Origin of the sequence: Brucella oryzae (assembly GCF_041929965.1) — a bacterium.
Classification (GTDB): Bacteria; Pseudomonadota; Alphaproteobacteria; order Rhizobiales; family Rhizobiaceae; genus Brucella; species Brucella oryzae.
This window is the reverse complement of sequence record NZ_JBHEEO010000001.1, coordinates 36,278-51,222: the sequence shown is the minus strand read 5'-3', so window position 1 is coordinate 51,222 and position 14,945 is coordinate 36,278. Positions and strand designations below refer to the sequence as shown.

Below are 14,945 nucleotides of genomic sequence, written 5' to 3'. Positions count from 1 at the left end.
CTTTTCAAGAGCAGACTTGCTGGATAAGGTCGCTTAAAAATACAAACGGGGAACAATGACAGCGCCTTTAACCGACCGGCCTCTTCTGGATGTCCGCCGGCTCACGAAAGTATTTGGTCAGCTGCGGGCCTGCGATGGTATTGATCTCACCATCGGGGAGGGTGAGATTCACGCGCTTCTGGGTGAAAACGGCGCCGGAAAGTCCACTTTTGTGAAAATGCTGTTCGGAGCGCTCCAACCCCTCGAAGGCGAAATCGTGTGGAAGGGGCAGCCAGTTACGATAAACGAGCCTGCTGCCGCAAGAAAACTCGGCATTGGCATGGTTTTTCAGCATTTTTCGCTGTTCGACTCGCTTACCGCCGCTGAAAACATCGCCTTGTCGCTCGACCGTTCATTACCACTTTCAGACGTTGCAAAGCGTGCACATGAGGTTGGCAAAACATACGGTCTTCCGGTTGATCCGCAGGCCCATGTTGGTGATCTGTCAGTTGGCGAACGCCAGCGTATCGAAATTGTGCGCTGCCTTCTTCAGAAGCCGGATCTTATCATTCTGGATGAGCCGACTTCGGTGCTGACGCCGCAGGAAGCCGACAAGCTATTTGAAACGCTGGAGCGTCTGAAAGCAGAAGGCAAGTCGATCCTTTATATCAGCCACCGTCTGGAAGAGGTGAAACGGCTTTGTGACCGCGCAACCGTGCTGCGACATGGCAAAGTTGTTGCGCATTGCGATCCACGTAAAGAGACTGCTGCATCGCTCGCCCGTATGATGGTTGGCAATGACATCAACGTTGTGGCACGCAGCCCCATTGCGGCAGTAAATGCCGGTAATGAAGCGCTTTTGGAAATCAGGTCACTGTCGCAGCCGCCGCGCGGCCCTTTTTCGACGGCATTGAAGGATATTTCTCTCTCGGTCGCCGCGGGCGAGGTTGTCGGTATTGCCGGGGTGGCAGGCAACGGGCAGGGTGAATTCTTCGAAGCCGTTTCCGGGGAAGTACTGCAGTCAAATCCATCGAATGTGCGCATTCGCGGAAAGGATGCAGGCAAGGCTGGCATTAGCGCAAGACGCATGATGGGGGCCGCTTTCGTGCCGGAGGAGCGGCTTGGTCATGGCGCGGTTCCGACAATGTCGCTCACCGACAATCTGTTCTTGTCCCGTTACAGGACGGATGCGAAAATGTTCCTGCGTGGCGGCAAGATGAAGCTGATCGCAGAGAGTGCGCTTCGGGCGGCCGCAAAACGCATTATTGAACGGATGGATGTGCGCAAGAGCGCTGAAAATCCGCCTGCCTCTGCCCTTTCCGGCGGAAACCTGCAGAAATTCATCATCGGGCGTGAGCTTGATCGCTCACCATCGGTCATGGTTGTGAACCAGCCGACATGGGGCGTCGACGCGGGGGCTGCGGCGCACATCCGGCAGGCGCTTGTCGATCTTGCGCGTTCCGGTTCCGCAGTTCTCGTCATCAGCCAGGATCTTGATGAGCTTCTTGAAATCAGTGACCGCATTGCCGTGATGAATCATGGCCAGCTTTCCGATCCTCTGCCGATTGCCGATGTAACTCTGGAAAAGATCGGCCTTCTCATGGGTGGTATTTCCGGAGAAGCTGCATGATGCGGATCGAACTCGTCAAACGCCCGCAGCCATCGAAACTTTTCAGCGCCTTGTCGCCATTGCTTGCGCTGTCGCTGACGCTGGTTTTCGGAGCTATTGCCTTTGCCCTGATGGGCAAGGAACCGCTGCATGCGCTCTATGTCTTCTTCGTCGAGCCGCTTTTCGATATCTGGTCATGGCATGAGCTTCTGGTGAAGGCGGCTCCGCTGATCCTGATCGCGGTCGGCCTTTGCGTCTGTTTTCTATCCAATAACTGGAATATCGGTGCCGAGGGACAGTTTATCGCCGGTGCCATAGCGGGATCGGTCCTGCCCGTCATGTTTCCCGATGTGCAGTCATGGCTGGTTCTGCCCTTGATGATGCTGATGGGGATGGCGGGTGGCGCGGCTTATGCATCCATTCCGGCATTGCTGAAAGTGCGCTTCAATACCAATGAAATCCTGACCAGCCTCATGCTTGTCTACGTCGCGCAGCTGTTCCTCGACTGGCTGGTGCGCGGGCCGTGGCGCAACCCGGAAGGCTATAATTTCCCGGAAACGCGCCAGTTCAACGATAGCGCTATTCTGCCGGAAATCTGGAGCGCATCCGGTCGTGCGCATTGGGGCTTCATCTTTGCGCTCGTTGTGGCGGTTGCCGTCTGGTTCCTGCTCAAGCACACGCTGAGGGGATTTGAGGTCAAGGTTATCGGCCAAAGCCCGCGCGCAGGGCGCTTTGCCGGTTTCAGCGCGGGCAGGATGGTGTTCTTTGTTTTCGCCCTCTCGGGCGCGCTTGCAGGGCTTGCGGGCATTGCGGAAACTTCGGGAGCTATCGGGCAGCTTCGCCCGGTCATTTCTCCGGGCTACGGTTTTACTGCAATCATCGTCGCGTTTCTCGGGCGCCTCAATCCGCTGGGAGCGATAGCAGCCGGTCTGGTGCTAGCGCTTTCCTATCTTGGCGGTGAGGCCGCACAGGTTTCCATCGGCATCTCGGAAAAATCCGCGCGTGTGTTTCAGGGCATGATCCTATTCTTCGTGCTCGCCTGCGATACACTCATCCTTTATCGCATTCGGTTCATATCCGGTCGCCAAGCGGGAAAGGCCTGATCTCATGGATTTGACGCAGGCTATTCTTCTCACGATTGCAACGGCGGCGACGCCGCTCCTGATCGCTGCCATCGGCGAGCTTGTCGTGGAACGCTCCGGCGTTCTCAATCTCGGTGTCGAGGGTATGATGCTGATGGGGGCGGTGTCCGGCTTCGCCATTGCACAAATGACCGACTCGGCCTGGCTGGGCTTGTTTGCCGCTGTTCTGGTCGGTGCGCTTTTTTCTGCCGTTTTCGGCTTTCTGACGCTCATACTCGTCACCAATCAGGTGGCAACCGGACTGGCGCTGACAATCCTCGGCGTTGGCGCATCGGCCTTGCTTGGCGAAAGCTTTGTCGGGCTTCCCGGCGTGCGACTGAACCCGATCCATATTCCCTATCTGACTGACCTGCCGCTTGTCGGGCGCTTCCTCTTCGGTCAGGACCCCATTTTCTATATGTCCATTCTGCTGGTTGTAGGCGTGGCATGGTTTCTGTTCCGCACGCGAGCAGGGCTTACATTGCGTGCCATCGGCGATAGCCATGGCTCGGCCCATGCGCTCGGCGTGCATGTGGTGCGTACGCGCTATCTGGCGGTTCTGTTCGGCGGTGCTTGCGCCGGTCTTGCGGGCGCGCAACTCTCGCTCGTCTACGTTCCGCAATGGGTGGAAAACATGACCGCCGGGCGTGGCTGGATCGCTCTTGCTCTTGTCGTTTTCGCTTCGTGGCGACCGTGGCGCGTACTGATTGGTGCCTACTTGTTCGGCGCGGTGACCATCGGCCAGCTTCATGCGCAGGCGCTTGGCTTTGGCTTGCCCTCGCAGTTTTTGTCTGCGCTGCCTTATCTCGCGACGATTGTGGTGCTGGTCATCATCTCGCGCAACAAACGCCTGACGATGATGAATACGCCGGCTTCGCTCGGCAAGCCGTTCGTGCCGGACCGGTAAAAAGAACGGGTGAGGGGTAAACGCAAACCGTCCCAAGGGTTTTCGTTTTGGTTAGTGGGTAAAAACAAGGAGTGCAGGGAACATGAAAAAGACGCTTATGGCTATGGCCACTGCCGCAAGCTTTATGCTTGGCGGCGCGGCACATGCAGAGGAAAAACTGAAAGTAGGCTTCATCTATATCGGACCTCCCGGCGATTTCGGCTGGACCTATCAGCACGATCAGGCCCGCAAGGAGCTGATCGAGGCGCTCGGCGACAAGATTGAAACCACCTATCTTGAAAACGTGCCGGAAGGTGCGGATGCCGAACGTTCCATCGAACGTTTGGCGCGTGCCGGCAACAAGCTGATCTTCACGACGTCGTTCGGCTATATGGACCCGACCCTCAAGGTCGCCAAGAAATTCCCGGACGTGAAGTTCGAGCATGCGACCGGCTACAAGACCGCCGACAACATGTCTGCCTATAATGCGCGCTTCTATGAAGGCCGTTATGTGCAGGGTGTGATCGCCGCCAAGATGTCGACCAAGGGTGTCGCGGGTTACATCGCTTCCGTGCCGGTTCCGGAAGTGGTGCAGGGCATCAATGCATTCATGCTCGGTGCCCAGTCGGTCAATCCAGACTTCAAGGTCAAGGTGATCTGGGCGAATTCCTGGTTCGATCCTGGCAAGGAAGCCGATGCGGCCAAGGCTCTGATCGATCAGGGGGTGGACATCATCACCCAGCATACCGATTCCACTGCTGCTATTCAGGTGGCGCATGATCGCGGGATCAAGGCTTTCGGCCAGGCTTCGGACATGATCAAGTTCGCACCGGACACGCAGCTTACCGCTGTCGTGGACGAATGGGGGCCGTACTATATCGACCGCACCAAGGCCGTTCTCGACGGCAGCTGGAAGAGCCAGAACGTCTGGTGGGGTATGAAGGAAGGCCTTGTGAAGATGGCTCCTTATACCAATATGCCGGACGACGTGAAGAAACTGGCCGAAGAAACCGAAGCCAAGATCAAGTCAGGCGAACTGAAGCCTTTCACCGGCCCGATCAAGAAGCAGGACGGCTCCGTCTGGCTGAAAGAAGGCGAACAGGCTGACGACAAGACCCTGCTGGGCCTCAACTTCTACGTCGCTGGCGTGGACGACAAGCTGCCGCAGTAGAATTTTTAAGACTGAAATGGAAAAGGGCGCCCAAAGCGCCCTTTTTAGTTTTATCAAAACGGATTGAAGCTGCTTGTTAAAGCGAAAGCTTAAGCCCTTCGTGACTATCCATGAATCCGAGCGACTGATAAAAACGCAGCGCATCGGCGCGTGATTTGTCGGTCGTGAGCTGTACCAGACCGCAGCCGCGCTCGCGGCACTGCTCGATTGCCCACCCAATCATCTGGCGGCCTATTCCACCGCCACGAATGTGGCTTGCAATCCGTACGCTTTCGATCTGTCCGCGCCACATGCCCAACCGCGACAGACCGGGTATGAAGCTGATCTGCATGCAGCCGATAATCTCGCCATCTCGTTCCACGACGGCGAGAAGCTGGTTGGGGTCGGCATCAATTGCCGCAAAGGCGTTGCGATACTCATCCCGCAATGGAAGGCTTGTGTCTTCGCGCTTTGCGCCGAGAGCGTCATCAGCCAGCATGGCGACGATTACCGCCACGTCAGCCGAGATGGCTTTTCTGATCGTTAGGGCAGTTTCCACCGCCATCAGACCGCGATGCCATGCAGATTGTAAGCGTCGCCTGCTTCGATCTCCACCGTCACGATGTCGCCGACGCGAAGCGGGCGGCGCAACTGGATGTGAACGCTGCCGTCGATTTCCGGAGCATTCTCGCGCGTACAGTCCTTGGAGCGGAGGCTGGTGATGATACGTTCCGAATCGACAAGCGCCTTCGGGCAGGCGAGTGAAACGAAACTGACGCGCGGTGCGCTCATGATGATACCTCGCGAGTGTCGGAAAATTGCACGCGGAATATCACGATAAAGGGGCGACGGAAAAGTTGAGATGAGAAAAAAGCCGGAGCAAAAGACGCCGGCTTTCATCAATAATGACGATTGGCTTATTCAGCCTGATCGGCCGGAGCCGCATTGAGCTGACCATAACGCTCTTCGCCGATCTTGGCGAGAAGGTCGAGTTGGGTTTCGAGGAAGTCGATATGACCTTCCTCGTCGGCCAGAAGCTCATCGAAAAGCTGCTTGGAAACATAGTCGCCGAGTTCGTCGCAGATTTCGCGAGACTTCTTGTAGGAAGCGCGTGCGTCGTATTCGCCTGCAAGGTCCGCTTCCAGAACTTCCTTGACGTTCTGGCCGATGCGCAGCGGAGATACGGTCTGCAGGTTCGGGTGACCTTCGAGGAAAATGATGCGGTCAATCAGCTTGTCGGCATGATGCATTTCTTCGATGGATTCTTCCCGTTCCTTCTTGGCAAGACGCGTGAAGCCCCAGTCGTTGAGGAGGCGGTAGTGAAGCCAGTACTGGTTTACAGCGCCAAGCTCGAGGAACAATGCCTCGTTAAGCCGCTCGATGACCTTTGGTTCGCCTTTCATTCCATGAACTCCCGAATTTGTCGCGTAGAGAACGTACACGATCCATGAACTGGACCACGTTTTCGTCCATTTGGTTATGACGAAGATGATACTCTTCAGTCACCCTTATGATCGTTTCTACGACGTTTGGGAAGCAGCCACAGCAACGGCCGCGCTTGGACATGGCATTATAGACGGTGCCAGGAACGATAAGTTGCCAGCAATCCTGATCGAGAAGCTCGATAACAACAGCTTCGATGTCTTTATCGGTAATAACGTTGCAGCTGCAGACTAGCATGAGAAACTATCTTCCATGCTCGCAAAGCTGAAATTAGATGCAGAAAGCATCAAATAGAGAGACTTTACCGGCTCACTTTTTACTTTAACTGTATCGCTGCCTGGAAAGGCTGGCAGCTTTATTTCATTCGTGGCGCGAGGCCGAACTGAACCGGTCAAGGGTTCCTCCAATTGCAAGGGTTAAAGGCCCGAACATTAAAGGCAATACTTAAATGGTGGTTTTTAAACCCACCAAATTAAGTCAAGTTATGACCGGTGAAGCTCCAATCTGTCAATTTTTATGTTTTTGAAACGTTCTAAAAATCAATAACTTAGAATTATTCTAAATATGAGTTAAATAGCTATCTTTAAACGATAATTGGTCGTTTGCCATTGTCATGACGGTGTTCAAAGGGCACCGTCATGATATTGTGCGCTATTTCGCCGCATCTTGTGGATAGTTGTTTCTTTCACCCATCAGGAGCCGAGAACTGAGCTGAAACCTTCAAACTGCGGAGGTCCGAGATAGAGCGGCTTATTGTCTCCAGCGTTGCGATGTGCATCGCGAAACTGTTCGGACTTGGTCCAGGCGACGAAATCATCGCGATTGCGCCAGACGGTATGCGAAGCATAAAGCGTGTAGCCTTCCTCTTCGTTTGTTGCGCCGCGCAGAAGGTGAAAACTCTCAAAACCGGGAAGTTCCGACAGTTTCGAGTCACGATTTTTCCAGACGGTCTCGAAGTCGGCTTCGCTGCCGAGGCGAACCTTGAAGCGATTCATGGCTATGAACATTGCTGATCCTTTTCCATCAGGTTGGGGACTGGCTATAGCGCATCCCGAAAAGTGCAAAGCGGTTTTCGGATGAGATGCGGGTTAATAAAAACAGTTAGAGCATTTTTGACGATTCCCGTCAGGGCTGGAAACGCTTTAACTATACAATTTCCGGCGAGTGCAGCGGTAGGACTGCACTCGCCGCGTCACATCCTGGGATCAGAAGGCCGCCCGCGGTCAGGATGGTCGGACTTCGCAGATGTGACGATCATGAGAGAGGGGGGGAGAAAACACCTCTCTGAAAGTCTAAAATTGGAACTGGGTCGAGACGAGGAATGTGCGCCCCCGGCCAGAACCATAGGTGCTGAGGGCAGGGGTGAATTCCTTGTCGGCAATATTGAGCACCTGAAGCGAAAGATCGACTGTGTCGGTGAATTTGTACTTCGCGAAGACATCGACCAATGTGTAGGGATCGGTATCGTTTCCCGTGATGCTTCTGCCGCTCGAAACGTGCTGAACACGTAGACCGCTCTCAAGCTTGCGTTCGAAGAAGCGCGCTCCGGCTGTAACCGTTACGACATCTTCCGGCAGATACTGGTTTGCCCCGAGGCCCGCCGTTTGTTCCGGAAGTTCGGAGGTGGAATGCGTATAGGCGATGCCGCCGAAGGCGAAGCCAGCATCATAACGCGCGTCAAGTTCGAAGCCCTTTACATCGGAAGTGCCATCCACGTTGATGAACTGACTGTTCGTGCTGGAAGCCGTGATATAGTCTTCAACTCGCATCATGTAATAATTGGCTTTGATGCGCAGACCGTCTTCCGCAGTGAAGATGCCGTCGCGAGCGATATTGACGCCGAATTCCCAGCCCCGCTGCTTTTCGGGACGCAAATCAGGGTTACCTCGCAACCTTCCTGTTCCGGCATGCGCCACGCCGCCAAGGAATGTTTCCTGCAGGCTTGGTGAACGCATTGAATGCGCATAAGTGATATATGGCTGCAGCCAGTCGGTCACATTATAGGCGACGGTGATCTTGGGGCTGAATTCGCTATCGTTGTTGGAAACTGTCCCATCTTCGCTTTCAAGCTTGAAATAATCATAACGGAGGCCGGTAACGACCTGCAGTGCTTGATAATTCCAGGTCGCTTCCGAGAAAACCGCCCCACGATTAGACGTGGCATCTGCGGGGTTAACACCAGTGTTGCTGCCGCCCGCACTATCGTGATTGATTTCAAAGCCGTTCTTCCACGCGACGGCTACATCACCAAAGGTGAAGCGTGACGTGTTCGAGGCGGTCATGCCTGTGGTGTCCGTTGAAATCTGACGCCCGACATAGCTGCCATTGCCGCCCACCCAGTTCTGCAGCGTGCTGTTGTGGTAGATGTTGACATCGAGGTCGATGAGATCGTTGTCGGACGGGTTGTAATTATATTGAGCAAAGAACGTGCGGTTCTGCAGGAACATATCGTAGATTGTATAGGTTCCAGGGCGGTAACCGGTGGCATATGTTCCGTAGTGGTTGTTGTAGAGCACGCCGCCAAGCGTCAGCTTCTGATCTTCGCCAAGGCCGAATTCGGCTTTGAAGAGGCCAGACGTCAGCTCCTCGCCGGACTTCTCGACGGTTGCGCCGTCGCCGTTCTTGTAATCGTTGGAATCGTGACGGCTGATGGCCGCAACAATCCCGATGGAATTGACACGGGCAGCACCTGCCAGCATTTCAGAGAAGCCGGTGCCATTGCTGCCCCAGGAAGCGCGGCCGAGAACGCCCTTGTCCTTGCCGTCGAGAATGACATCATCGACGCCGAGCGTGCGGAAATTGACGCTGCCTGCAAGGGCGGTGCCGCCTTCGGTCGTTACCGCGCCGCGCGTCACGTCGATTTCGGATAGCAGGTTCGGATCGATATAGGCATAGCCCTGCGCATCGTGTGCGGTGTTGCGGTAGTTCTGCGGCACGCCGTCGATCATCATGTTGACACGACCGGAGCCTTCGAAACCACGGATATTGACTGCAACGCCGGGATTGGAACCGTTTTGCAGGGTGAACACGCCAGCCGTGCCACGCAACACGTCATCAAGCTTCGTGCCACCGAAACGATTGATCTCTTCGCGGTCGACCCTACCGACCGGTGCCGCCACGGACGTCGGCGCCTGCGCGTCGGTCGCCCGGCGAATGGTGATCGTCTTCAACGCAACGCCAGCTTCTTCAGAGGCTTTTTGTTCCTGCGCAAAGGCTTGTGACGTCATTGCCACCAGAATGACAGCGAGCCCTGTGCTCGCCAGAATTGATCGTTTGTGAACCCCACCAGTCGCCCGCATTTCCAATGTTTCCTTCGTGAACCAGACGCGCTTCGTCGACCCGACGGGCGACGAAGAAACTAAAAAATTCAATTGTTTATGGCTTCCCCCTCAAGAGAAAGCCGCGTGCTGGCTGGGAAGACGGTTTCTTCCGGGCTTGCGCTGAAAAAAGCGAGATTTAAACTTGACTCGATTATTCCAGTAATGCAGTGATTAATAAACATGACTGTTGATGTCAACAAAACAAATTTGCTGTCATCACCGTGTGAAAAGTCGATGCTGAGGCGAGAAAATGAACAGGCGAATCCATATCGACATGCAGGTGCGGTTACCGCGCGGATCCGTTTCCGACAGAACTGCAAATCGCATTCCTGAAAGCCAGTTCAGCGGCGATTCAACCGAGTCTGTCCCGGCTCAGATAAAACCTCGCTTCGGCGAGAGTGCACTTGAGCCGCAACTGAAAACCTATGGCAGTCGCGAACTCTTCGACGGCTCCCGGGAAGTGGGCATAGAGCACGGCGGCTCGCTCTATCGCCTCAAGATCACCCGCCAAGGCAAGCTCATCCTAAACAAGTAGGCAACCATCAGATGACGACTCATTCCAAGCCCTCCCCAGAGCAGATTCTCAAGGCACGGGCTGATAATCCGAAAATGCGTGAACGCGATTTTGCGCAGAGCCTTGGTATATCAGAAGCCGATTTTGTAGCAGCGCATTGCGGACAAGATGCAGCGGCATCGATTTCGGCCCGGCGTATTCGCGCCGATGTCGAAATGCTATTGAACCGTATTGGGGCGGTCGGCGAAATCATGGCGCTAACGCGCAATGAGAGTGTTGTTCACGAGAAGATCGGACCTTTTGAAAAGACGATTTGGGGGCCGCATGCTTCGCTGGCACTCGGCAAGGAGATTGATCTTCGTATTTTCCCGAAGCATTGGGTTCACGGTTTTGCCGTTGCCAAGCAGGACGGCGAAGCGACGCGCCGCAGCCTGCAATTCTTCGATGCCACGGGCGAGGCGGTATTCAAGATTCATCTGCGTGCGGCTTCCAACGTTGAAGCCTACGAAGCACTTGTCAGCGATTTGCTGCTGGACGATCAGTCGCCTGTCGTTGAGACCAGCCTACTTGCTCCACAAGGGCCGAAGACCGATCTATCGCTTCTCGACATCGACGCATTCCGTGAACGGTGGGGCGCTCTCACCGATGTGCACCAGTTTGTCGGTCTGCTGAAGGATTTCGGGGTGGACCGCCATCAGGCCGTGCATCTTGCCGGTCATGATTTCGCCTGGCGTGTCGATACCTCGTCCGTGGAAGCCATGATGAACCATGCAGTGCAGGAAAAGCTGCCGATCATGTGCTTTGTCGGCAGCCGCGGATGCATCCAGATTCATACGGGTCCGATCCGCGAGATCAAGATGATGGGGCCATGGCTGAACGTGCTCGACCCGACATTCCATATGCATCTGCGCATCGATCACATCGCTGATGTCTGGGTGGTGCGCAAGCCGACGAAGGACGGTCATGTGACATCGCTGGAGGCCTATGATGCCAATGGTGAACTGATGGTCCAGTTCTTCGGCGAGCGTCATGAAGGCGAGGCAGAACTGGCCGACTGGCGCATGATCGCGGAAAATCTTCCGCGTCTGCCGCAGTCGTCTGCTGCATAAGGTGACGGCAATGTCGTTCATTTCCTTGTGCTTCAGGCGCGGAGCTGTTCTGGTTGCCATCGCATTGTCGGTGGCGGGAGGCGGTGCTGTGCGCGCTGAAACCGTCGATCATTTCGACGATACGTCGCGCATCGTTTCTGTCGGCGGCTCGCTGACGGAAATCGTCTACGCTCTCGGTGCAGAAAAGATGCTCGTCGCGCGCGACCAGACGAGTGCTTATCCCGACGCGGTAAAGAAGCTGCCGGATATTGGATATATGCGCCAGCTTGCACCGGAAGGCGTGCTCTCGGTCAACCCGACCGGCATTTTGCTTCTTGAAGGCAGCGGTCCGCTGGACACGCTCGATGTTCTGAAGAAAGCATCCGTGCCGATGATCGTCGTGCCAGAAACTTTTACCGACGAAAGCGTCATCAAGAAAATCGAGATTGTGGGCAAGGCACTTGGTCTGGAAGACAAGGCCAAGACGTTTGCTGCCGAAGTTTCGCGTGATATCGAAGCGGCTGAGAAAGCTGCAGCTGGCCACAGTTCGCGCAAGCGAGTGCTTTTCGTACTGTCGGCTCCCGGCGGGCGCATGATGGCATCGGGTACAGGCACGGCAGCCAATGGCATGATCGAGCTTGCCGGAGGCGAAAACGTCATTACCGAATATCACGGATATAAGCAGCTGACCGACGAAGCTATCGAGAAAGCGGCGCCCGACATGATCCTGATGATGGATACGGGTGCAGACGGGATGACGCCGGAATCGCTGTTGAAAAATCCCCTCATCGCCGCAACACCGGCGGGTCGTGACAAGAATATCGTGTCGATGGAAGCCTCTTATCTGTTGGGATTTGGGCCGCGGACCGGCGCTGCCATTCGTGACCTTTCGGCAAAACTCTACGGCGCTTCCGCGGCGCAATAGCATGATCAGGCTTGCACGTTTGAAAAACATGCAAGCCTGATTGCAAGGATTATTCGAAATGACCAGCCAAAGTCGCGCAGCGCACGAACAGCGCTTTGCAGCGCGCCATTCAGATAATGACGTCACTACCTCCAACGATGGCGTCACGATAGACCGCGCGGCACGTGCGCGGCTCGCCATCATAATGCTCGCAGTTGCTTTATGCATCGCAGCTTTGTTCAGCCTGACGGCAGGCGCTTCAGACGCGTCCGTGCTTTCGGTTTTGCGCGCTCTGACCTCCTCCGGCGCAGCCGAAGGCGCGGATGCATTTCGCCGCGATCATCTGATTATCATGGAGATCCGCCTGCCGCGTATCGTCATGGGCATGCTGATAGGGGCGGGGCTCGCCGTTTCCGGCGCTGTGATGCAGGGGCTTTTTCGCAATCCGCTGGCCGATCCGGCGCTTGTCGGTGTGTCCGCTGGTGCTGGTCTTGGCGCTGTATCGATGATCGTTCTGGGCGGCACGTTTCTCGCGCCCATTATTGCGATCCTCGGTGTTTATGCGTTGCCGCTCGCAGCATTTCTGGGTGGGCTTGCCAGCACTTTGCTGCTCTATCGTGTCGCGACGCGTCGCGGGCGCACCTCTGTTGCAACCATGCTGCTCGCAGGTATAGCGCTTGGTGCCCTGGCGGGCGCTGCGACCGGCGCACTCATCTATCTGGCCGATGACCGGCAATTGCGCGACCTGACATTCTGGGGTCTCGGTTCGCTTGCCGGTTCCACCTGGGCAAAGATTGGCGCTGCTGGGCCGATCATCGCCATAATTCTGGTGGTTTCGCCTTTGCTTGCGCGCGGTCTCAATGCTTTGGCTTTAGGCGAGGCTGCTGCCGGCCATCTCGGCATTCAGGTGCAGCGCGTCAAAAACATTGCCATCGTCACGGTGGCTGCCGCTACCGGCGCGACGGTGGCCGTTGCGGGCGGGATCGGCTTTATCGGCATCGTTGTGCCGCATATGTTGCGCCTCAGCATAGGGCCGGACCATCGTTATCTCCTGCCAGCGTCGGCTCTGTTGGGCGCTACTCTTCTGCTACTGGCGGATGCGGTAAGCCGCACGATTGTGGCTCCGGCAGAATTACCGATCGGCATCATCACCGCGCTTTTCGGCGCGCCGTTCTTCCTCTGGATATTGCTGCGCCAGCGCGGCCTGCTTGATCTGTGAGGCCATCATGATCGAAACAAAGGCATTGGGCGTAAGCCTGTCGGGCAAGACCATCATCAGCGACATCGCCTTTTCGGCTAAGCCGGGCAAGGTGACTGCAATCGTCGGACCGAACGGTTCCGGCAAGACCACACTGTTGCGCGCTCTTTCCGGTGATATTGCCTATACTGGGACAGCCTGTCTGGATGGCCGGTCCTTTGCAGAATTCAAGCCATGGCAAATGGCAGCACGCCGGGCAGTGCTTCCACAGGCAAGCGCCTTGTCGTTTCCCTTCACGGTTCGTGAGATCGTGAAAATCGGGCTTACAGGCGGCTATAGCGGCGTTTCTCGTGATGAAGAGAAACGCTTGCCCGATCTTGCCTTACAGAGGGTTGATCTCGCTAGCTTCGGAGGACGACTTTATCAGGAGCTTTCCGGAGGAGAACAGCAGCGGGTGCAGCTTGCCCGTGTTCTTTGCCAGGTCTGGAAACCGGTCGTGGATGGGAAGGCGCGCTATCTCTTTCTCGACGAGCCGATTTCAAGCCTCGATATACGCCACCAGATCGTCGTGATGGAGATTGCGAAGGATTTCGCGGCGGCAGGCGGCGGGGTGATCGCTATCCTGCATGATCTAAACCTGACTGCCATGTTCGCCGACCGTATTGCAGTCATGAACAGGGGCAAGCTCGATGTGATCGGCACACCGCGCGAAGCACTGACCGACGAACGGCTCGAACGTGTCTATGAATGCACGTTACGCGTGGGCATTCCACCGGAAAGGGGCGTGCCTTTCGTGCTACCGCAATCGGCTTATCGCGCAGCCGCAGAATAAAAAAGGTCCGGCATCAAGCCGGACCTCAGGCTGCTGACAAACCTCCGGCAGGGTCAAAATGACCTCAGATTCACGGAACGTCCCAGATTCAGAACGTGAACAAATCGGAATCAAAACCCCTCGTTTTTGACTGCTTCCAAAAATCGAGGGGTTTGTAATCAATCTGAGGTCCGGCATCAAGCCGGACCTTTTTATTTCAAACGTTGCGTTGAACCGTCAGCTCGCGACGCGCTCTTCTTCCATTTCATCGAGGCCGAGCAGGTGCCGCACATTCGGGCGCGCCTTGACGAGATCTGCAATGCTGTACTTCATCAGCACGCCGAAGAAGGCATTGAGCGCTTCACGGAGCGCTGAATTAAGTGCGCAGCTATCGACCAGCGGGCATTCGGTGGCCTCATTTTCGAAGCACTCTGCCATGGCGAAGTTTTCTTCGGTCACACGCACGACGTCGAACAGCGAAATGTCTTTTGCAGCACGTCCGAGGCGCACGCCGCCATTGCGGCCACGTACAGTTTCCACGAGCTGATGTTCAACCAAAGGCTGAAGAATCTTGAACAAAAACAGCTCAGAAACACCGTAAGCACGCGCAATTTCGGGAATGCGGCTGAGCTTGCCGTCATTGGCGGCGCAGTACATGAGCATACGAACGGCATAATTCGTCTGGCGGGTAAGACGCATCACTGTTCCTTTCAGCACGTCTCGGAGCAATTGCATGCCTCGATGCCGAGGACCACAATGCTCCAATCCTTGAGTTCGCAATTCCAAACCGAAAGCGGTTTATCCCTGTTTCGGAATTGCTCCAAAATTCTGGTCTTGTCGCATTTGCGATCCGGAAAGGTTCAAGGCTCAATCGGATCATGCACTAAAGCAGGTATCTGCTTCTTAACCCACTTTAGAATCG

The 14,945-nt window shown here is 55.7% G+C and carries 16 protein-coding genes and 1 pseudogene; 9 read left to right on the top strand and 8 right to left on the bottom strand.

Going from position 1 to position 14,945, the window contains the following annotated elements:
- Window positions 1-55: 55 nt before the first annotated feature.
- The 4 genes from JNC70_RS00265 to JNC70_RS00250 all read left to right on the top strand — a co-directional run bounded on the left by JNC70_RS00265 (window position 56) and on the right by JNC70_RS00250 (window position 4,766).
- Window positions 56-1,609: an ABC transporter ATP-binding protein gene (locus tag JNC70_RS00265; protein WP_104756860.1), complete on the top strand. Its 1,554-nt coding sequence runs from the start codon at window positions 56-58 to the stop codon at window positions 1,607-1,609.
- Entirely contained in the window at window positions 1,609-2,691 is a 1,083-nt protein-coding gene (locus JNC70_RS00260) for an ABC transporter permease (protein WP_104756874.1), read from the top strand. The genes JNC70_RS00265 and JNC70_RS00260 overlap by 1 nt, the downstream gene beginning before the upstream one ends.
- A gap of 4 nt (window positions 2,692-2,695) precedes the next feature.
- The gene (locus tag JNC70_RS00255) at window positions 2,696-3,616 is read left to right on the top strand and encodes an ABC transporter permease (RefSeq protein WP_104756859.1); all 921 of its coding nucleotides are present in this window, start codon (window positions 2,696-2,698) and stop codon (window positions 3,614-3,616) included.
- Window positions 3,617-3,698: 82 nt separating this feature from the next.
- Window positions 3,699-4,766: a BMP family ABC transporter substrate-binding protein gene (locus JNC70_RS00250; RefSeq protein ID WP_104756858.1), complete on the top strand. Its 1,068-nt coding sequence runs from the start codon at window positions 3,699-3,701 to the stop codon at window positions 4,764-4,766.
- Between the two features lie 76 nt (window positions 4,767-4,842).
- On the opposite strand, the gene JNC70_RS00245 is transcribed toward JNC70_RS00250, so the two are convergent.
- From JNC70_RS00245 to JNC70_RS00220, 6 genes and pseudogenes are all read right to left on the bottom strand, one after another.
- Window positions 4,843-5,310 carry a GNAT family N-acetyltransferase gene (locus JNC70_RS00245; RefSeq protein ID WP_104756857.1) on the bottom strand — a complete coding sequence of 156 codons (468 nt, stop codon included), beginning with the start codon at window positions 5,308-5,310 and terminating at the stop codon, window positions 4,843-4,845.
- A pseudogene (locus tag JNC70_RS00240) lies at window positions 5,310-5,450 on the bottom strand (30S ribosomal protein S12 methylthiotransferase RimO); the annotation flags it as partial. The pseudogene JNC70_RS00240 and the gene JNC70_RS00245, both read right to left, overlap by 1 nt.
- A gap of 212 nt (window positions 5,451-5,662) precedes the next feature.
- Entirely contained in the window at window positions 5,663-6,148 is a 486-nt protein-coding gene (gene bfr / locus JNC70_RS00235) for a bacterioferritin (protein ID WP_104756855.1), read from the bottom strand.
- Window positions 6,114-6,425: a (2Fe-2S)-binding protein gene (locus JNC70_RS00230; protein WP_104756854.1), complete on the bottom strand. Its 312-nt coding sequence runs from the start codon at window positions 6,423-6,425 to the stop codon at window positions 6,114-6,116. Before JNC70_RS00230 ends, bfr begins: the two co-directional genes overlap by 35 nt.
- 455 nt (window positions 6,426-6,880) lie before the next feature.
- The gene (gene hmuQ / locus JNC70_RS00225) at window positions 6,881-7,195 is read right to left on the bottom strand and encodes a heme-degrading protein HmuQ (protein WP_104756853.1); all 315 of its coding nucleotides are present in this window, start codon (window positions 7,193-7,195) and stop codon (window positions 6,881-6,883) included.
- 285 nt (window positions 7,196-7,480) lie between these two features.
- Window positions 7,481-9,487, bottom strand: coding sequence for a TonB-dependent receptor domain-containing protein (locus JNC70_RS00220; RefSeq protein ID WP_104756873.1), 2,007 nt, complete (start codon window positions 9,485-9,487; stop codon window positions 7,481-7,483).
- 397 nt (window positions 9,488-9,884) lie between these two features.
- Between JNC70_RS00220 and hemP the strand changes: the two genes are divergently transcribed.
- Genes hemP through JNC70_RS00195 form a run of 5 tightly spaced genes read left to right on the top strand, consistent with a single transcriptional unit; the run spans window position 9,885 to window position 14,044 of the window.
- The gene (gene hemP, locus JNC70_RS00215; RefSeq protein ID WP_339561766.1) at window positions 9,885-10,043 is read left to right on the top strand and encodes a hemin uptake protein HemP; all 159 of its coding nucleotides are present in this window, start codon (window positions 9,885-9,887) and stop codon (window positions 10,041-10,043) included.
- Between the two features lie 11 nt (window positions 10,044-10,054).
- The gene (locus JNC70_RS00210; protein WP_104756852.1) at window positions 10,055-11,131 is read left to right on the top strand and encodes a hemin-degrading factor; all 1,077 of its coding nucleotides are present in this window, start codon (window positions 10,055-10,057) and stop codon (window positions 11,129-11,131) included.
- 10 nt (window positions 11,132-11,141) lie between these two features.
- A complete protein-coding gene (locus tag JNC70_RS00205; protein ID WP_104756851.1) occupies window positions 11,142-12,035 on the top strand; it encodes a heme/hemin ABC transporter substrate-binding protein in 894 nt (297 codons plus the stop codon).
- A gap of 58 nt (window positions 12,036-12,093) precedes the next feature.
- A complete protein-coding gene (locus JNC70_RS00200; RefSeq protein ID WP_104756850.1) occupies window positions 12,094-13,233 on the top strand; it encodes a FecCD family ABC transporter permease in 1,140 nt (379 codons plus the stop codon).
- A 7-nt stretch (window positions 13,234-13,240) separates the two neighbouring features.
- The gene (locus JNC70_RS00195; protein ID WP_104756849.1) at window positions 13,241-14,044 is read left to right on the top strand and encodes a heme ABC transporter ATP-binding protein; all 804 of its coding nucleotides are present in this window, start codon (window positions 13,241-13,243) and stop codon (window positions 14,042-14,044) included.
- On the opposite strand, the gene JNC70_RS00190 is transcribed toward JNC70_RS00195, so the two are convergent.
- Both JNC70_RS00190 and rirA read right to left on the bottom strand, forming a co-directional pair.
- Window positions 14,009-14,203 (bottom strand): hypothetical protein, encoded by a 195-nt coding sequence (locus JNC70_RS00190; RefSeq protein ID WP_374788535.1) that lies wholly within the window; start codon window positions 14,201-14,203, stop codon window positions 14,009-14,011. The genes JNC70_RS00195 and JNC70_RS00190 overlap by 36 nt on opposite strands.
- A gap of 57 nt (window positions 14,204-14,260) precedes the next feature.
- Window positions 14,261-14,722 carry an iron-responsive transcriptional regulator RirA gene (rirA, locus tag JNC70_RS00185; protein WP_104756848.1) on the bottom strand — a complete coding sequence of 154 codons (462 nt, stop codon included), beginning with the start codon at window positions 14,720-14,722 and terminating at the stop codon, window positions 14,261-14,263.
- Window positions 14,723-14,945: the final 223 nt, after the last annotated feature.